At 65.3% G+C, this 18886-nt stretch carries 15 protein-coding genes and 1 pseudogene; 9 read left to right on the plus strand and 7 right to left on the minus strand.

Going from position 1 to position 18886, the window contains the following annotated elements; genetic code table 11:
• Positions 1 to 65: 65 nt before the first annotated feature.
• On the minus strand, positions 66 to 1505 hold the full coding sequence (locus ETR14_RS05980) for a carotenoid oxygenase family protein (protein WP_129383813.1): 1440 nt from the start codon (positions 1503 to 1505) through the stop codon (positions 66 to 68).
• A gap of 95 nt (positions 1506 to 1600) precedes the next feature.
• Here ETR14_RS05980 and ETR14_RS05985 point away from each other — a divergent pair, with 95 nt between their 5' ends.
• Positions 1601 to 2125 carry a TetR/AcrR family transcriptional regulator gene (locus ETR14_RS05985; RefSeq protein WP_243455781.1) on the plus strand — a complete coding sequence of 175 codons (525 nt, stop codon included), beginning with the start codon at positions 1601 to 1603 and terminating at the stop codon, positions 2123 to 2125.
• Positions 2126 to 2623: 498 nt separating this feature from the next.
• Here the strand turns inward: ETR14_RS05985 and ETR14_RS05990 are convergent, their stop codons facing one another.
• The 3 genes from ETR14_RS05990 to ETR14_RS06000 all read right to left on the minus strand — a co-directional run bounded on the left by ETR14_RS05990 (position 2624) and on the right by ETR14_RS06000 (position 4882).
• Entirely contained in the window at positions 2624 to 3487 is an 864-nt protein-coding gene (locus ETR14_RS05990) for a flagellin (RefSeq protein ID WP_129383815.1), read from the minus strand.
• Between the two features lie 469 nt (positions 3488 to 3956).
• Positions 3957 to 4478 carry an IS66 family insertion sequence element accessory protein TnpB gene (gene tnpB, locus ETR14_RS05995; protein WP_129383816.1) on the minus strand — a complete coding sequence of 174 codons (522 nt, stop codon included), beginning with the start codon at positions 4476 to 4478 and terminating at the stop codon, positions 3957 to 3959.
• A complete protein-coding gene (locus tag ETR14_RS06000) occupies positions 4475 to 4882 on the minus strand; it encodes a transposase (RefSeq protein WP_243455782.1) in 408 nt (135 codons plus the stop codon). Before ETR14_RS06000 ends, tnpB begins: the two co-directional genes overlap by 4 nt.
• 115 nt (positions 4883 to 4997) lie before the next feature.
• Here ETR14_RS06000 and ETR14_RS06005 point away from each other — a divergent pair.
• From ETR14_RS06005 to ETR14_RS28725, 6 genes and pseudogenes are all read left to right on the plus strand, one after another.
• A pseudogene (locus tag ETR14_RS06005) lies at positions 4998 to 5370 on the plus strand (IS3 family transposase); the annotation flags it as partial.
• Between the two features lie 311 nt (positions 5371 to 5681).
• Complete coding sequence (locus tag ETR14_RS06010) at positions 5682 to 7055, plus strand: AAA family ATPase (protein WP_129383818.1); 1374 nt, start codon at positions 5682 to 5684, stop codon at positions 7053 to 7055.
• Positions 7056 to 7115: 60 nt separating this feature from the next.
• Entirely contained in the window at positions 7116 to 8006 is an 891-nt protein-coding gene (locus ETR14_RS06015) for a DUF4435 domain-containing protein (protein WP_165356334.1), read from the plus strand.
• Positions 8007 to 8531: 525 nt separating this feature from the next.
• The gene (locus tag ETR14_RS06020) at positions 8532 to 8831 is read left to right on the plus strand and encodes a putative quinol monooxygenase (RefSeq protein ID WP_129383820.1); all 300 of its coding nucleotides are present in this window, start codon (positions 8532 to 8534) and stop codon (positions 8829 to 8831) included.
• 402 nt (positions 8832 to 9233) lie between these two features.
• Entirely contained in the window at positions 9234 to 9854 is a 621-nt protein-coding gene (locus tag ETR14_RS06025; protein WP_129383821.1) for a hypothetical protein, read from the plus strand.
• A gap of 394 nt (positions 9855 to 10248) precedes the next feature.
• Positions 10249 to 11226 (plus strand): DUF5681 domain-containing protein, encoded by a 978-nt coding sequence (locus ETR14_RS28725; protein ID WP_206185984.1) that lies wholly within the window; start codon positions 10249 to 10251, stop codon positions 11224 to 11226.
• A gap of 714 nt (positions 11227 to 11940) precedes the next feature.
• Here ETR14_RS28725 and ETR14_RS06035 read toward each other — a convergent pair.
• Genes ETR14_RS06035 through ETR14_RS06045 form a run of 3 tightly spaced genes read right to left on the minus strand, consistent with a single transcriptional unit; the run spans position 11941 to position 15910 of the window.
• Positions 11941 to 13563, minus strand: coding sequence for a HAMP domain-containing sensor histidine kinase (locus ETR14_RS06035; protein WP_129383822.1), 1623 nt, complete (start codon positions 13561 to 13563; stop codon positions 11941 to 11943).
• 11 nt (positions 13564 to 13574) lie between these two features.
• Entirely contained in the window at positions 13575 to 14288 is a 714-nt protein-coding gene (locus tag ETR14_RS06040) for a response regulator transcription factor (protein WP_243455783.1), read from the minus strand.
• A gap of 5 nt (positions 14289 to 14293) precedes the next feature.
• The gene (locus tag ETR14_RS06045) at positions 14294 to 15910 is read right to left on the minus strand and encodes a DUF4173 domain-containing protein (RefSeq protein ID WP_129383823.1); all 1617 of its coding nucleotides are present in this window, start codon (positions 15908 to 15910) and stop codon (positions 14294 to 14296) included.
• Positions 15911 to 16213: 303 nt separating this feature from the next.
• On the opposite strand from ETR14_RS06045, the gene ETR14_RS06050 reads away from it, so the two are divergent.
• Together ETR14_RS06050 and ETR14_RS06055 are read left to right on the plus strand one after the other, a co-directional pair.
• Entirely contained in the window at positions 16214 to 16720 is a 507-nt protein-coding gene (locus ETR14_RS06050) for a biliverdin-producing heme oxygenase (RefSeq protein ID WP_129383824.1), read from the plus strand.
• Entirely contained in the window at positions 16713 to 18830 is a 2118-nt protein-coding gene (locus tag ETR14_RS06055; RefSeq protein WP_129383825.1) for a histidine kinase dimerization/phosphoacceptor domain -containing protein, read from the plus strand. Before ETR14_RS06050 ends, ETR14_RS06055 begins: the two co-directional genes overlap by 8 nt.
• Positions 18831 to 18886: the final 56 nt, after the last annotated feature.

Genomic DNA, 18886 nt, shown 5'->3' on the forward strand with positions numbered 1-18886 from the left:
CTCTCGAGGAACGACCGGCACGCCGCAAGGACTGCATCCGGCGCTCGACCGGCGGGGCCGATATGCTACCCCGCCGTCGGCAGCCAATTGCCGTGAAAGCCTGCGGGGATTCGATGGGGAATGCGAATGCTGGCGACGGGTGCCTCGCCGAAACGACGGGCATCGAGGATGACCAGCTCCGTTTCCTGCCGGGGCATGTCGACGACGAGGCCGATCAGATAGCCCTCCTCTTCTGCGGCGTCCGGCCCTTCGGGCACGAAGCTGAATTCGCCGGGATGGCGGCCGGGGCCGAAATCGTGCACTTCGCGCCCGCCGGCTTCCAGATCGTGCTTGTAGAGGCAGGTGCCGGCGAACGCTTCGTCGTCGCTCGGATCCGGTACGATCGCCATGGTGTAGCAGAAGCGATAGGGCTGCCCGAACCGGCGCTCGTCGAGCCGCGGGAATTCCTGCGGCGCGGCATCGATCGTCCGGCGTTCCACCGATCGCGCGGCCGGGTCGATCGTCCAGCGTTCCAGCCGTCCCGCGCTGTCGGGTCCCTGGGTCGATCGGTCGAACATCGTGTCGTAGGCGATCACGTCCATCACCACGCGGCCGTCGGCCAGGTCGTAGCTGTTGGCGACATGAAACACATAGACCGGGTCCACCTCGCACCAGATCACGTCCGCGCCCCGGCCGGCCCTCGGCAGCAGGCCGATCCGGGCCTGGTGGCTGGGATTCCAGCGATAGGGGAAGCTGTGCCCGGCGATCAGCGTCCGCATGCTGAAGGTGACCGGAAGATCGAGGATGACCACGAAGCGCGCGGTGAGGCCGCAATCGTGGATGGACGGACCGTTCGCGACCGCGATCGGCTCCTCGCGCACCACTCGGCCCTCCGGCGACAGGACGATGTGCCGGATCGTCGACGGGTCGGTACCTTCATAGGCGATCGCATGGTGCTCGCCGGTGTGCGGGTCGCGGTGCGGATGCGCGGTGAAGCTGCCGTGGAGCGTGCCGTCGAAGGGATTGTAGGTCTGTTCGTCCAGCGTCTCCGAAAGCTCGACCGGATAGCTGCCGGCCTCGACCAGGGCAAAGGTGCGGCCGTTCACGCCGATCACATTGGTGTTGACCGTGTCGAAGCCGCCGTGGCGCGGCCCAGGTGCGGGCGGTTCGCCGAGCGCCTGCGCGACGCGCTCCGAACGGATCCAGCGATTGCGATACCATTCGGCCCGCCCGCCCTTCAGCGCCACGCCATGGACCATGCCGTCGCCGGCAAACCAGTGATGGGAGGCCGGATCGGGCGCAATCGGGTTGGGGCCGATGCGCAGGTAGCGGCCGTCGAACACCGGCGGGATGGTGCCGGTCACCGCCAGGTCGGTCAGGGTCAGCTCGGCCCGCATCGGTTCGTGGAGACCGGACAGGAAGGGATGGCCGTCGGCGGGCGGCAAGCGGCGCCGGTTGAAGTCGGCGAGCTTGGTGACGCCTTTGACGAGGGTGGACCGGATCGACGTTTCGATTGCGCTGGCCATGACCGTTCTCCAATGTTAACAATGGCAACATAGCAGCAATGTCAACAGTGTCAACATCCGATCGGAAATACCACCATGGCGATCTGCGCCGCGCGTTGATCGAGGAAGGCCTGCGCCTGATCTCCGAGGGGCCCGCCGATCAGCTGTCGCTGCGCGAGCTGGCGCGGCGCGTCGGGGTGTCGGCGACCGCGGTCTACCGGCACTTCCCCGACAAAAGCGCGCTGATGGGGGCGCTCGCTGCGGAGGGTCTGGCGCGGCTGGCGGCGGCCCAGCATGCGGCCTTCGAGGGCGCGGGCGGCGGTATCAAGGGCTTCGCCGCCACCGGCGCCGCCTATGTCCGCTTCGCGCTGGCGAACCCGGCCTTGTTCCGCCTCATTTTCCAGCACCCGGCCCCGGCCGACCTGATGCAGGGCGCGCACGGCAGCGACGCGGCGATGCAGTTCCTGCTCGCCAACGCCCGAATTTACGCGCCGGCGCACATGGACCCGCAGGTCTTCGCGCTGCAGGCCTGGTCGGTGGCGCACGGTTTGGCGATGCTGATGCTCGACGGGCAGGTGCCGGCCGACGACGCCGTCGTCGACGCGGTGATCGGCGCGCATCTCGCGCAGAAGCTGGGCTAGCGGCGCCGAGGCAGCTGGACGGAGTTGGCATCGCCCGTCCCGGGACGCCGCCGCCGCCGGCGACGAACCTTCCGCCGATGGCCCCACGGCCGCGCCCGCTTGGCGCCCATGTCGCCGGCGCCCTGCCGCTCGCGGCAAATGCGCCACCCAGATTTTGACGTAGAACGGCCCGCTCTGGGACATTGCTGTCGTTCGTTCTGAGCAGATTGAATGACGCTTCTTGATCAAGCAGTCCTTCGCGGGCTAACCGGAAACGCATAGCCATCACCCAACAGCTTGCGAGGCAAGGTCGGCGGGGCTCACGCCTATAGGAATCGGAAAGACCCACATTCGACCCGCGGCGGTGCCGACGCCTGCCGCGCTGCCCGAGTGAGGGCGGTCAGGCGTGCGGCCGATCGGATTTGACCGCCTGCAAACGACAAAGGCCGGAGCGGTTTCCCGCTCCGGCCTCTGCTGCCGGCACCTCGGGCCGGAGCCCGAGGAGCCACTTCGTGCCGATTAACGGAACAGCGAAGTGATGGACTGCGGCGCCTGGTTGGCGATCGACAGAGCCTGAACGCCAAGCTGCTGCTTGACCTGCAGAGCCTGCAGACGAGCCGATTCCTTCGCCAGATCGGCGTCGACGAGATTGCCGATGCCGCTCTCGACCACGTCGGAAAGCTTGCTCGTGAAGGCCGACTGAGCGTCGATCTTGCGCGAAGCCGCACCGAGGGTGCTGAGCTTGCCGTTGAGGTTCTTGCCGATGACTTCCAGGTTGGCAACCATCGTCTTGGCGTCAGCGGCCGTGTCGATCTTGCTGGTGGTGGTCAGCTTCTCGAACGTGCCACCGGACTTGCCAAGGTCGAGCTCGAGGTTGGAAACCGACAGCGAATCCGGGGTGTAGGTGCCGGAGCTGCTGTCGGTGTCGGTCAGCGACTGCAGCGCCGTAACGGTGCCGCCCGAAGCCTTCAGAAGGTTCGTGCCGTTGAACGAGGACGAGTCGACGATGGTCTTGATCTGGTCGCGAAGGGCTTCGAAGTCCTTGTTGATCGCAGTGCGGCTCTCGGAGTCGATACCATCGTCAGAAGCCTGCTTGGCCTTCTGCTTCATCTGGTTGACGATGTCCGAGATCGATTCCGCGCCGGCAACCGCAACGTCCGTCACGCTCTTGGCGCGCGACAGCGAGGAGCTGACAGCCTGCAGACCGCCCTGGTCGCCGCGAAGCGTCTGGGCAATCGTGTAGGAAGCGGAATCGTCCTTCGTCGACGCAACCTTCAGGCCGGTGTTGATGCGGCTCTGAACCTGGTCGAGGCCCTTGTTGGTCGCGTTGAGGCTCTGGAGAGCGGCCATCGCGCCGGTGTTGGTGTTCACTGAGAATGCCACGTGATAACTCCATTCAGGAAGCAGTCTACTTCTGAGACTGAGGGCTGATACGCTGCCCTTGACGGCGATCTACAAGCAGGCAGACCGCGGCGCCTTAATGGCGCGAACTCATTACCTTTTGCTTAGCGACGTCGCTCACCGCGGACCAATGTCGATCCTACCCACGTCATCGTTCAGCGGCGGTCGAGTTGCATTCGACGCCGGAACGGCTGATCTTGGAACGGTGCCGCCGCAGACGCTAGGGAGCGCGAAGGGCCGCTGGTGGGACGTAGCTGCTGTTCCGGAGCGGTTACGCCAACCGGCAGCTATTACTGGAAGCTGGCGTCGGACCACCAAAGCCGCCCGTCGATGCTGTATGCATGAGCAGTGTCTTGCAGTGCGATGTCCCACACGAAGGGCAGTGTCCCGAACCCGAGAGCGAGCAAGACGATGTCGGCGCTGCCTATTCGCCGGCTGCTCTTCGCTTCTGTCACGACTTGAATCGGCGCGACTCGCGAGCGCACAGCCCGTTGACGTAGAAATCCAGGTGGCGATGGGCGAGTGCCCGCTCCTCTGACGGCGGCAATCCGATAGCGAGCGGCCGCGCGAAGCGGGTCAGAGCGCACACAATGTCGCGCTCGGCGAGGTCTTCGCGAAGTTCGCCATTCTGCGGGGCGATCGGGCGGCGGCCGCCATGCACCCGGCGCCAGTCCAGGCCCTCCAGAAGCGCGCCGAGTTGCGCCGCCGTCAGCCGCATCACGCCGTCCTGGATCCCCGGCCACTTGAAGCCGCCGGACTCCAGCCTCTTGGCCATCAGGCACAGGCCGGTGCCGTCCCACCAGACCAGCTTGATCCGGTCCGCGCGCTTCGCCCGGAACACGCAGATCACGCCCGAATAAGGATCGCCGCCATAGGCGGCGCCGATCAGCGCCGCCAACGCGTCAGGCCCCTTGCGGAAATCGACCGGGCGGGTCGCCACCATCACCCGCGCACCAGCGCCAGGTCCGATCATCGCGTTGCCTTGAGCGCCTCGATCACCGCGGCAATCACGCCGGTATCGGCGCCGCGACCAATCTTCACCACCACATCAGCGATCTCGAGCTCGATCGCAGGCTCCTTCGATCGCCGACGCTTCTTCGAGTGCTTGCCTGTCTGCACAGGCGCATCGGCAGGTTGTGCCTCGACCACGGCAGGTACGAACCCCGGCACGGCCGGCAACGTCACGCCCCGCTCTTCGCACTGCTTGCGCAACGCGCGACGCCAGGTGAACAGCTGCGAAGGGCTCAGCGCGTGCCGCCGCGCAACCGCGCATACCGTCTCCCGGCCCGCAAAGCTCTCGGCGACGATCGACGCCTTCACCTCCGACGGCCAGTCCCGTCGCCTCCCGGCACCGGTGAACACCTCGAAGCGCTGCACGCCGCTGGTGCCAGCATCATCACATGACATCGTCATAGCACCAACGTCCTCTGCCCAATCAGGACGAGCAGGCTCGACGCTACGCTTCAGAACCGCAAGGTGGGGACGGCGCTCCGCTTACATGACCGCGCAGCTCGTCACCGATGCGCTGATTATGGCGATCTGGCGTCGCGGAAAGCCGCACGCCCTGCTCCACCATTCGGACCAAGGCAGCCAATATACGAGCGAGCAGTTCCAGCAGCTGATGGCCGACAATGGCGTATCATGCTCGATGAGCCGCTCAGGCAACGTCTGGGATAACGCAGCAATGGAGAGCTTCTTCTCTTCGCTCAAGACCGAGCATCGCCAGGAAGGTCTATCGAACCCGCGACCAGGCCAAGGCCGACGTGTTCGACTATATCGAGCGCTTCTACAATCCGAGGCGCCGACACTCGACCTTGGGGTACCTCAGCCCCATCGACTTCGAGAAGCTGTCTGAGGTAGCGTAGCCTAACTCAGTGTCCATCAGACCGGCAGCAGCTCATCGACGTCACCGGGCGGTGCCCACACTGGACGGACCGACTACCGCCCCACGGGCTAATCATGTCCTGGCAGTCGGAGACAAGGGGTGGGGTGGCGTCGCTTGCATATGCGGACGACTGGTCACAGCAGGAGAGCGATGTTCTCCGCCAGGAGACGACCTCCACTATCAAAGGCGCCGAGCTCGACGCCAGGTGCACACTGGCCGGTACGCGGCACTAGCCAGTAAACGAGATTGGCCCTACGTTGGAGCTTCCTCGTACCGGGAGCAAATACCCCAATGGCCGACAGCGCCGGTAGTTTCACGAAATTGGAGTACTTCCGAGTGGAAGGACTACATAAGCGTCAGGACATTGGTATAATAATGTCGGGCAGCGTTGGCATCTTCATCGCAGATAATGGGTCTGGCAAAACAACGGCGCTGTACATGTTGCAATGCGTCCTACGCGGGGATTTTGTCAAACTGACCAAATTTGATTACGAGAGAATTGTCGTAAAGTTCTCGGGCGTTGATCAGTTTGTTTTAACACCTGAGGATTACGAGCAAAGCCGTAGCGTGACCCTGCTGCGTAGGCTGAACGAAAGAACTGGGTTGCCACCAAGTCAAGTGCTAAGGCTTGCTGCAATGGCGAAGCATCAGCCTTATCATAGGCTGCGTGAGGATGCAGCCTTCATGTCTGCTGCACGATCCATGCGGATTCCATTTAGCGCATTCGTTGACCGGCTTCAGAAGTTCGATCAATTTTCTTCACCCGATACCGATATGTTGAGCTTGGCAGATAATTCGCCTTTAGTGCGATTGCGTCAATTTCTTTCTGAGTCGTTTTGTCAGTCCGTGCTATACCTTCCGACGTATAGGCGGATAGAACAGGATTTGGAGGAGCTACTAGATTTAGACGAAGATGAAAACGAAATGACGTCTGACGCCATCCATTTTGGCATGAAAGATGTTAATGAACGGATTAGAAGTGCCACAAACCAGATTGGGGTCCATTTTATTAGCTCTTACGGGCAGATAAGCGGACAGATGCTTGGGCAGCTTGCTGAGAATACTCCACTTGCTGAGGAGATGTTAGGCAGACTTGCCAATCGCAGCAGCATTGAACTTGTCCTAGGTCGGGTGGGAGAGAATGTCACCGACACGCAGAAGTCGTTGATTCTCAAGCTTTATGACAATGGCGAGCTGTCGACTAATCGCCACCTTTCATTCTTTCTATCCAGCTTGATAGAGGCGTACGAGCAAGTTCAAGAGGTCGATCGTGCCCTTCAGAGGTATGCAAAGGTATGCAATGGCTATCTTATAAACAAAGAAATGCGCTATGATATCTTAAACGCTACCGTTGCCGTGTATGAGACAATAGGCAATACGAAGCTCGATCTTGATGATCTTTCATCTGGTGAAAAGCAGATACTAGGCGTTATGTCAGAGTTGTATCTTGGTGACCATGACTCATATTTTGTCATTTTTGACGAACCTGAGCTCTCTTTGTCGATGGACTGGCAGAAGAAGATACTAGTGGACGTAGCAGCTTCGCACAAGACGGGATCATTAGTGGCGGTCACACATTCACCCTTTGTTTTCGAAAATGAACTCGACGCCTTCGCTAAAGTTCTAGAAGTTAAGTTTCGCTCTCCAACAGAAGGGCAGCGTTGAGTGTCCTCTCCGGAGGCTATGCGTCAGAGTCGCACGTCTTATGCAGTGGTCCTGCATGGGATGCTCCGTGATCATTCCAAAGACGATAACGTGGTGTCCGTTTTAGTCGAGGGTAAAGACTCGGATTATTTCCGTCCGCGTATGGGTGCAATATTCGCGGACCTACGTCTACCACTTGCGTATCGGAATGTGCGAGGCAAGAATAATCTTAAGAAGCTCGTGCGGGCCGTACTTGGCAATGTTGCCTTGGAGAGATGCAAGTTTGCGGCTTTTTTTGATCGAGACTACGAGCACGATCTAGCAGAGATATTGATTCCCCAAGCCTTTGTCACCGACGGCTATTCGATTGAGAATTACTACACCGGCGTAGATTCGGTTCGTCAGTCGGTTAGATCTTTATTGTTTTCCGATGCCGCGCACAGCGATGATGACGATAAAGTAGTTGAAGAGGTATGCGCTCTCTACGTAAGCATGCAAAACGCTTTTCATGAAGAAGTACGTCTATTCAATGAATGGGCGTGGGTGCAACGGCACATGCCAAGGGACGGCGCACTTGAACTAGATCGGTTTGATACATTTAAGTTTATTGAATTCGACCGGTTGGGCCTGACTCTGAAATCAACATATTCTCTAGATGATCTTAATGGACTCGCACCGGATCGGCGAGCGGTAGATTTAGGTGAGATCGCGACGGCGAGAATCTGGTTCTCCTCCCGGGACGCCGCGATAAGCTTTCGCGGTAAGCAGGAGATTGAATTTACCTATGAGTTTCTGAGGGAAATGATTGATAGAGCGGCTCTTGGTCTTTTGCCGTTTGAAAGGAAGGCCAAGTGTTCTAAGAGGCTGTCTTATGTTGAGATAGTTTCCGAGCTATCTGCCTACGCGTGCACTCCCGTTAATTTGATTTCGTTTCTAGAAGTAAGAAAGAGTTTTTGGTCATCATCGTCGTAATTATTTGAACACCTAAATGCCTAGCTCCACTTCTCATCAGGTTGGGCAGTCATTACTCTCGTTTTCGACCTCATCAAAGTCGGATCTCGTACGCGTTCGCTCTACGACAAACGCCCACCAGTTTGGGCGCACGGTACGTCCCTGCGGGAGTTCCGGTGACATGGCGTAATTGATGTAGGCCCATCCTCCGGCTGATACGAAGTCGACACGGAGTCGCTTCAAGGAGGAGGGAGCTCCGGCGCCAGGAGTTCCGGTGCCAGTGCACATAATTAGGAGTTCCGGTGCCAGTGCACATAATTGCATCGCCCCCAGCCGCTACGGACCCCAAATGAGACAATTCGGCTCGCGGTGTCGATGGTCTGCACGCAGGCTTGGCAAGTCCGTCCGCCAGACGACTTGAGCTTATTGTGGACGGAATCAAACTTCGAAGCACCGCACGCGAGATCGGGGGCCGGCGAACACGTGCCACCGGGAGCGCCCCGCAAGACGCTTCCGTCCCCGCCCTCAGCGCTCTACACTCGCCTCATGTTGCTCGTCGTCGGCACCGTCCGCCTGCCCGCCCGGAACCTCGACGCGGCGCGGCCGGTCATGAAGCGCATGGCCGAGGCCAGCCGGGCCGAGGACGGCTGCGTCGAATATGGCTATGCTGAGGACGTATTCGATTCCGGACTGATCCACGTGAAGGAACTCTCGACCGATCGGGACGCACTGGATCGCCACTTCGCAGCGCCGCACCTCGCTGAATGGCGCGCCGCCTGGGCCGCGCTCGGCATCGGCGATCGTGACCTCCGCGTCTACGAGGTCGGAGAACCTCCTCCGCTGTAGCGTGCGCCGATGGCGTCCTAGGAATGGCGACACGCGCTTCGACCGCGAAGCCCGCATGCGACAAGCGGCCAATGTTGGCCGTGTGGGAGGTGGTCTACCGCGAAGGTCTTCGTACCGGGCAAGAGTTCGGCGCGCGCTGCGACCATCACCCGCCGCAGCGAGTTCTATCGCGCGCCAATATGCGATCGTCGCAACATTTCACTTGAAGTCGAAAGCAATTCTGCTTACAGAACAGATCAGGAACAGCGATTTCGAGGGCAAAGCCTGCCCTCCCTGAGCCGTTCAGCCCAAGGAGATCGTCATGCCGGATCCCGCCAGCCTTTTCGCCCGCGCCCCCACCGGTGAGTTCCTCCCGGCCGCAGCGGCAATCCCGCCGGGCGGCCGCGCGGCGCGCGCAACAAGGTGTCGAGGCTGCTTAAACTGCTCGGCGACGGCAACGAGGCGGTTATCGATCGTGCCCTGGCTGGCGGATGGCCCACGCTGCGCGCCTGGTTCACCCGGATGATGCCGCCCGCCAAATCGGCGCCGGTTGAGATCGATCTCCCCGACAGGGCGACGCGCGCGGACGTGGCCGAGGCCAGCCCCGCGCTGATCGCGGTGATGGCGGCCGGCGAGATCACGCCGCTCGAGGCCAACCAGGTGAGCAAATTGCTTGTTGCCCATGCCCAATTGCTCGATGTCCGCGGCCGCCCCGCCGTCACAGCCGGCAAGACCGTGGACGCCGATGCGGCCGAAACTTGCTCTTCGGCGGCGGCAGCATCCCCGCGGGGCGCTGGAAGATGCGCAGCGCCGCACCAATGTGCGTCCGGCGGACGCCGCGGCACAATCGCCCGCTCCGGCGACGCGCGCCAGTATCTCACCTGTCATTATCTCCGCCGACACGCCCCGGGCCGGGATCCAACACGGTGCGGGTGCAGCCGGACCGCGCCCGCGTTCGGCGAGCAGGACGGAGCGACCACGCCCGCTCCGCGGCAAGAGACCGGGCGCGCGCGCCACGCTCATTGCTGGGGCAGCGTTCAGTAAGGATGAAGCCAGGAGACGCCCTGGCCCAGATCCGAAAACTGCCCGGCGGGGTCCGCCAGCGTCTTCCCTGGTCGGGCCACGGAATAACCCAACCGCCATCGAAAGGGCGATTATGCACTTTGCAAACACGGGCGATAGGGGCGGGTTGGCCGCACCTGCCCGGAGCTCCGCCGAAGGGGCTCCTTCATGTTTAAGAGCTCCCGCAGGGCGGCCGTCTCCTTCGAACAAGCGCGCGAGCGACCACCACCGGCAGCGACCCCGGCGAGGAGCAACATGCGATAGTCGCAACATTTCACTTGAAGCCGAAAGCATTTCCGCGTACAGAACAGATCAGGAACACTGATGTAGAGGGCGAAGGTGCCCCCGCCGAGCGGTTCCATCCAAGGAGATCGCTATGCCGAACCCTGCCGCCGCTTTCGCACGCGCCACCACCGGCCAGTTCCTCCCCGGCCGCAGCGGCAATCCCGCCGGCCGCCCACGCGGCGCGCGCAACAAGGCGTCGCGGCTGCTCGAAATGCTCAGCGACGGCGAGGAGGAGGCGATCGCCCGGGCGGTAATCGAGCGGGCCCTGGCGGGCGAATGGCCCGCTTTGCGCGCCTGCTTCACCCGGCTGATGCCGCCGGCCAAATCGGCGGCGGTCGAGATCGACCTGCCCGACACCGCGACGCGGGCGGACGTGGCGGAAGCCGGATCGGCGCTGATCGCCGCCATGGCCGCGGGCGAGATCACGCCGCTCGAAGCGGAGCAGGTGATGAAGTTGCTCACCGCCCACGCCAGATTGATCGATTCCCGCGACCGCGCCTCGCATTCCGCGGAGAACGCCGGCAAGGCCTCGGACGCGGCTGCCGTCGAGGCAGCCGCCTCGGCCCCGGAAGCATGCGCCCCCACCGCGCCGGAGGGCAAGGCGTCCGGCGCGCAGCCGAGCGGCAATGCTGCTCCGGCCGACGCAATGCCGCACTCTTCCGATCCGGCCTGCGCCTGTATTTCGCCTGTTTTTACGGTCGCCAACAGGACCTCGGCGACCACCAAGGGCGCTGCCTGTCCAGACGAGTCGGGCTCGCCTGCTCCGGCGCCTGCCTGTATTTCCCCTGTTTTTGCGGTCGCCGACAGATCGTCGGCCACGATCCGGGGCGCTGCCCGTCCAGGCGAACCGCGCTCCCCGTCTGCCGTCGCGGCGCAGCGGCAAATTCGTGTAGGATCGGCGCGGCCGAGCCGGCGCGCCGCGCTGCTGGCGGGCGCAGCGCTCAAACAGGGCGATACCGGTAGACACCCTGTCCCAGGTCCGAAAAACGCGCCGTGGGTTCCGGCAGCGTCCGCCCGTCATGCGGCACGAAACAGCCCCATCCGCCATCGAAACTCGGCTTGGTGCTGATGCTTACGCCGTCCGCGTCGATGGTCACGAAATGCGGCCGCAGCCCTGCGATCGAGCCGGGCAGGCGAGACGGTGGCACCAAGACCAACTCTTGCGTCGGATATGTCCGCATCAGCACCCGGGACTCGTCGGCAATCGCCTGCAGCCGCGATGGATCATAGGTGGGACGCTCGCACCCGGCGAGGCAGGCAAGACCCGCCAAGGTCCAGAGCGACACGATCAGATGTGCCGAGACACCTCCCCGGCGTCCGGCCCTCTCCTGCCCCGCATTGCCTCGGATCGGCATCACCTCAGATCCCGCCCCCCTGCTTCTGTTTGCGAGACTGCATTTCCAGACGAAGCCCCTCCCGAGCTTCGCCGAAGGGGCACGACGGGCTACGAAGCCGCGAAGTGAGGTCCGGGAAATGCGGAGGCGGCTCACGTTGAAGGGCGTTCCTTGCTCTACCTGCCGCTCCTGAATGCCGCAAAGCGGCTTGCAATCCAGAAGATGCGCAGGCGCGAGCATCTTGAACCGGGGAGAGCGTCAATGCCGACATCTTCGTGGCTTCGTGGAATCTTCGAGGCTTCGTGTGGAAATTGGGAAGAATTGATGCACCGGCGCAAGAGGAGGAGAACAGATCAGCTCTCCATTCCCCAATTGCACACCCATTCCTTGAGCCTCCCTCATCCCGGCGGGCATCTGGACCGCCATCGTGCCAGCGAACGGAGGGCTCGCTACGCTCGCCACCCACCCCCGGCCCCTCCCTTCCAGGGAGGGGAGACGGAGGCCGCCACCGGCAAGCAGATTTCGAACCGCGCGCCATATTCGGCCGGAACGCTGGCGATGGTGCCGCCGCAGGCGGCGAGGAGCGAGCGGGCGATCGACAGGCCGAGGCCGGAGCCGCCTTCGGCGCGGCGGCTGGTGTGGAACGGCTCGAAGATGCGTTGGTGGTCGGCGGGCGGAATGCCGGGACCGTCGTCGCAGACGGTCAGCCCCACCCTGACCGCATCGGCGCGGCCGGCGATGCGGACGTGATTGGCACCCACCTGCCGGCTGTTCTCGACCAAAGTCTCGAGCACAGCCTCCAGCAATTCCTCCGGCGCCGACACCGGCGGCAGGTCGTCCAGCGCCAGGGTAACCGCAAAGTCGCCGCTGCGGTGCGCGTCGGCCACCCGCATCGCCGGATCGGCGACCGCGCCGGCGCTGTCCTCCGGCGCCAGCGCCATGTCGGCGCGGGCGAGATCGAGCAGGCGGCGCAGCAAATGCGACAGGCGGTCGGCATCGGCATTGGCGTTGGCGAGGAAGCGGGCGCGCTCGTCGTCGCGCATGTTCGGATGCTCGACCATCAGTTCCAGCACGCCCTTGATGCCGGCGATCGGGGTCTTGAGCTCGTGGCTGACCGCGGCGGCGAAATCGCGCAGGTAGCGGGAGCGCCGCTCGATCCGCTCGGCCATCGCCGCGAAATTGACGTAGAGCGCCTGGATCTCGATCGCCGCGGTCGGCGGCGGCTCGGGCACCGACACGCTGCCGCGGGCGACATTCTCGGTCGCCTCGCTCAGCGCCTCGATCGGCCGGGTGATGCCGCGCGACAGCAGAGCGGCGAGCACCAGCAGGGTGGCGAAGATGAGGGCGATGCCGAGCGCGATCTTGCCGCGATCCTGGTAGATGCCGACGAACAGGCCGCGCGGCGAGCGCGACAGCATCAGGATTCCGATCACCCGCCCGTCCGCCTCGATCGGCCGGACATAATGAACCCGCACCGTTGCGGCACGGCTAAGCCATTGCAGCGGATAGCGAATCTCATAGGCATCATTCTCGCGCAGCATCGTCATCGTGCGCCCGGCGACGGCGGCGCGTACTTCCGGAAGATGCGCATAGCTCTTGCGCAAATCACTGCGCCCCAAAACGACGATCCCGTGCGCGTCGAGCACGCGGATCGCAGCCAGGGTGGTGCGTGTCGCCTCGCGCACGATCGGCAGCAGGCGCAGCCCCGCGATCCGTGCCGGGGTGTCCGCCACCTGCTCCGTCGTCCGCCAATCGGCCTGCGACGGCAACGTGCTCATCGCATTCAGATCGATCCTGGGCTGCTGCGGCGCGAGCGTCTCGGGAGGCGGCGGCAGCGGCTCCGGCCATGACGCCCGATAGGCCCCCGCCAGCACCGCCCCTTGCGCGATCAGCTCCGCTTCGGTCTGCTGGACGAGCGTGTTCTCGTAGACGCGCAGGAACACCGCGCCGATGCCGGGCAGCGCCGCCACGAACAGCAGGGTCGCGAACAGGATGGTGCGCAGCCGCAGCGCCGGCCAATGGCCCTTCAGCCAGGTCTTGGCGGCGCGCAGCGGGCGCGCCACCCCGATCATCCCGGCTCGGATCAAGCCGGCTCGCCGAGGCAGCGCCCGATCCGGTAACCCACTCCCGATTTGGTCTCGATCAGGTCGCTACCGCCGACGCCGGCGAATTTGTGGCGCAGGTTGCGGATGTGGCTGTCGATGGTCCGGTCGGTCACCGCGAAACCGGGCCCGTGCAGCCGGTCGATGATCGCGTCGCGGCTGAACACCTTGGTGGGCACGCTCGCCAGCGCCAGCAGCAGCTGGAACTCGGTGACGGTGACCGGCACGTCGCCGCCCGCCCACGCCGCCTCCCAGGCGTCGGGATCGAGCCGCAGCTTGTTGTGCACCACCGGCCCTTTCGGCACGGCCGCGGCCGCTGCCCGGCCGCCCCGCTTCAGGATCGCCCCGACCCGGGCGACCACTTCGCGCGGCGAGAAGGGTTTGACGACATAATCGTCGGCGCCGAGCTCGAGCCCGACGACGCGGTCGATCTCGTCGTCGCGCGAGGACAGGAACAGGATCGGCAGGTCGCCGTCGGATCTGAGCCGCCGGCACACCTCCAGCCCGTCCATCCGCGGCATGTTGATGTCGAGCACGACGAGATCGGGCCGCTCGCGCGCGATCGCGGCGAGCGCGGCTTCGCCGTCGCCGGCCTCGCTCGTCTCCATCCCGGCCTTGCCGAGCGCAAAGGTCAGGACCTGGCGGATATGGGCGTCGTCGTCGACGACGAGGATCTTGTGGGTCATCGCGTTCATGTCTGTCACCGTGTGGCGGGCGCTGTCAAAGCGGGTTGCGTGTCTCGTGCCGCCGGGCGCGCCGATGGCGGCGGCGCTGGCGCTGCGACGACCGGAGCCGATGGCGCGGCATCGCAGTCGCGATGATCGGGGGCGAAGCGCGGCAGCCGGTGCGCGGCGACCGAGGCCTGCGCGGCTTCCAGGCGGCGCGCGCCGAGCATCGTCCAGGTCCGCCAGTCCGCCTGCTGCTGCTCGAGCGCGACCAATTTGACGTTGCGCAGCCAGCCGAGCCGTTCGCGCAGCAGCGGCGCGCGCGTCCGGCTCTCGAGTTCGATCACCGGCAGCAAGGCGGATTCGCCGAGTTTGCCCAGATAGCAGAGGTCGAGGCTTGCGCCCCTGCCGCCCGCTTCGCGCGCATGCCGCACGTTCCAGCCGGCTGCGATCGCGCCGAGATCGACGAAGGCGCAGGCGGACAGCAGCAGGGTGGCGGCGAGCAGGTTGGCGTTGATCAGCCAGGCCGCGCTCTTGCGCGCCCACAGCCGCCAGCAGATCAGCACCAGGCCGATCGCGACCAGCGCCATCCACAGCAGGGCCGAGATGCGCAGGATGGTCAGCGAATAGGCTTCGACATAATCGACCGTGCGCAGCATCGTCGACGCGACCAGCAGCACGTTCTGGCCGATCCAGATCGAGACGAGGCGGCGGACCAGCCGGCTTTCCGCCATCGCGCTGCCGGGGCGGAGGGTGACCAGCACGAACAGGGCGGCGAGCAGAGCGGTGGCGATCAGGGGATAGGCGCCGCGATGGGCGTAGGAAGCGAGGGTCATGCCGTCGGGCAAAGGCGCGCCGCTCCACAGAAAGGCGATGTCGAGGCCGTTCTGCAGGGCGAAGATCGCGTTGAACGCGATCAGCGACAAGGTGACCGAGGCGAGGCTGACGCCGGGCAGCGCGAAATCCTCGTCGATCGTCCGGACGTGGCCGAGCCGCAGGCGGGTCGGACGCAGCAGGCTCCAGGCGAGGATTGCGAACAGCAGCCAGAAGACGATCCGGACGAACGAGAGCGACGCCCATGCCGCCGCCCATTCGACGTCGAGCGCGCGGCCGATCAGCGGGTTGGCGCGGGCGAACAAAGCAAGGAAGACGAGGCTGCCCATCACCGGCAGGCCGAGCAATGCGATCCGAGACCCGCTCCGGAAGCGCGCCTTGCGGCGGCGGGCGGTCCGCGCCGTCCCGAAATCGCGAAACGGCAGCACCGGCGACGCGACCGCCTGGAAGGCGAGCCGCACCAGCCAGCGCAGGCCGTTGTCGAACCCGCTGCGCGGCAGCAGCATCGCCATCGAGGCCGCCGCCCAGAACAAGGCGGCGGCGAGCAGCGACGGATCGGCGAACAGAGCGGTGGCGAAGGCGAGCGCCGCGCCGCTCGCGACCAGGGCGGCGCCGCTGCGGCGGATTGCCGGCCGCATCAGCCACGCGGCGGCGAGCAGCAGGACGGCGTAGAGGCCGATCGTCGAGCCGCCGCCATGCGCGAAGAACAGGAGATCGGCGATGATCACCAGGCTCGTCGCGATCGCGATCTTGACGAGGAAGCTGAAGCGGCCCCGGCCAACCGGGACGGCCGCCGGCGCGGCAGCGTCGAGATACATAGGTGCAGGCTCCCAATGTTGCGCCGCCCTTGTGCCCGCCGCTTGTCGATGACGGTTGCGCCGCTCGTGACCTTTCGGCCTGCGGCCCGTGCAGAATATGTGCAGACGAATGCGGCCCGACGCGCTGGCGTGACTGCGGGCTACAAAGATGAACCATCCTTCCGCCCTGTCCAACACCGCGTTTCACCGATGCCCGGCGACATTTTCTCGTTGCGATCCGGCAGTTTGACTGCCAGCAGGAGCGGGATGAGCTCCGTTGGACCCGTTCGCTTTGCCCTCCGGAGTGCGACCGAGGACGTGCACATGCGCCTGCACGCCGCGCCGGCTTTTGCCGACATTGCCGAAGGACGGCTGCCGCGCGCCGGCTATGCCGCCCTGCTCACCGCCCTGCATCGCTTCCATCACCTGCTCGATTCCGCCTGCGCCTTGCTGTGGGCCGACGCACCGCGCTCGCCCGGCCGGATCCCCGCGCTGGAGGCGGATCTTCGCCATCTCGGCCATGCGCCGGTGCCGCCGTCCGCCGGCTGGGCGCCGCCGACGGGCAGGGCCGCCGCCCTCGGCTGCCTTTATGTCGCGCAGGGCTCGACCCTCGGCGGCCGGGTGATCGCCCGCCAGCTCGATTATCTGCTCCCCGGCGCCGACGGCCGCCGCTTCTTCGCCGGCGAAGCGGCCGACGGCACCACCTGGCGCGCTCTGTGCGCGCACCTCGAAACGGAGGGCAGACGCAATCTCGCCGCGATGATCGGCGGCGCCGAAGCGGCCTTCACCCTGTTCGAACACTGTCTCGACGAGGCGCTCGTCCATGGCTGATCTCGTCGATCTCACCGCCTGCGACCGCGAACCGATCCACATTCCCGGCGCGATCCAGCCGCACGGCCTGCTGCTCGTCGCCGACCGCGACGGCATCGTCGTGCAATGCGCCGGCGCCTTCGAGCGGCTGCTCGGCTTCGCCGGCACGCCGCTGCGCCTGCCGCTCGCGGCGGTGCTCGGCGCCGAGGGCGCCGCCCTGGTCGACGGTTCGGGCCGCGGCGGAACCTTCGCGACCGCCGACGGACGCGCGTTCGATCTCGCCGAACATCCTTCCGAAGCCTTGACCATCGTCGAGCTCGAGCCGGTCCAGGCCGGGCGGCCGAGCGCGGCCCAGGCCCTGTCCCGCCTGCAGCGCCTCACCCGCGCGATCGGTGCCGCGGAGTCTCCGATCGCCGCCTGCCAGATCGCCGCCGAGGCGGTGCGCGACGTCACCGGCTATGACCGGATCATGGTCTATCGCTTTCTCGGCGAAGGGGCCGGGCGCGTGATCGCCGAATCCCGCGCCGCCGGCAGCGCGACCCTGCTCCACCAGCATTTCCCGGCCAGCGACATTCCCCAGCAGGCGCGTACGCTCTACGTCCGCAACCGGATTCGGCTGATCCCCGATTCGTCCTACGTGCCGGCTCCTTTGATCGGCGGCGGGGCCACGCTCGACATGAGCGATTGCGTGCTGCGGAGCGTGTCGCCGGTCCACCTCCAATATCTGCGCAACATGGGCGTCGCCGGCTCCGCCTCGGTGTCGATCGTCATCGACGGTACCCTCTGGGGCCTGATCGCCTGCCATGCAGACGCGCCGCGGCTGATCCCGCACGAGGCGCGCCAGCTTTGCTGCGTGATCGGCGAGATCCTGTCCGGCGATCTCAAGCGCCGGGCCGAGGCGACCAACCACGCCCAGGTACTGCGCTTCGCCCGCCGCCGCGAAGAATTGGTGCCGCTGCTTCTCGCCTCCGACCGGGTCGAAACCGCGCTCGAGGCGGCGATCGCCGACGTCGCCGCTTTGGTGCCGTGCGACGGCGCGGCGGTCTGGAGCGACGGCGCCGTAACCGCGTTCGGCTCCGTGCCCGACGAAGAGGCTTTGCTGGCGCTCGGGACGTGGCTGCTGCGAGACGACGCGCCCGGCCATTTCGCCACGCCGATGCTCGCGGCGGTTTACCCGCCCGCCTCCGGCTTCACCGCCGCCGCAAGCGGCATCGCCGCCGCGATCGTGCGCCGCGAGCCGGGGCTGGTGCTGGCCTGGTTTCGCGCCGAGCAGGTCGAGACCGTCAATTGGGCCGGCAACCCGCACAAGGCGGCGGAGCCCGGCAGCGGCGGGCTGCTGACCCCGCGCACCTCGTTCGATCTGTGGCGCGAGACGGTGCGCGGCCGCTCCTTGCCATGGACCGAAACCGAGCTCGAGGCGATCCGCCGCTTCGGCGATGCCGTGCGCGACGTCGCCGAGCACAAGAATCTGGCCGATCTCAACCGCCAGCTGCGCGCCGCGGTCGGCGCCCGCGACGAGATCATCGACAAGAAGGATCTGCTGATGCGCGAAGTGCATCACCGGGTCCAGAACAGCCTGCAACTGGTCACCTCGATGCTCCACATCCAGGCCGCGGACGTCGACGACGAGGCGATCCGCCACCAGTTCGAGCTCGCCCGGCAGCGGGTGATGGCGGTGGCGATGGCGCACCGCCGTCTCTGGCGCGCCGACGAGGCCGACACGATCAACCTCGACACCTTTCTCGAGGAGATCGGCGAGAGCCTGCTCGAAAGCTGGGGCCCGGACTGGCAGGGCGAATTCGCGGTCCATGTCGCGCCGGTGCGGATCCCGACCAGCGACGCGGTGGTGCTCGCCCTCCTCGTCACCGAATTGCTGACCAATGCGGTCAAGCACGCCTACGACGGCGCGGTCGGCCCGCTCGAGCTGCGCGCGGAGCGCAAGGCGGAAGGCACCAGCCTCGAAGTGTCGGTCTGCGACCGCGGCAAGGGCTTCACCGGCGGCGACAAGGCCGGCAGCTTCGGCTCCCGCCTCACCCGCGGCCTCGTCCGCCAGCTCAAGGGCCGGATCGACTTCCTCGACAACCAGCCCGGCACCCGCGCAATCCTCACCCTCCCCCACCGCAGCGCCTGACGCAAACGGGTAACCTGTCCCATCCTCCCTGTGAGCGAAGCTGATGGGGAGGCGGA

The sequence above is a fragment of the Sphingosinicella sp. BN140058 genome (genome assembly GCF_004135585.1).
Classification (GTDB): domain Bacteria; phylum Pseudomonadota; class Alphaproteobacteria; order Sphingomonadales; family Sphingomonadaceae; genus Allosphingosinicella.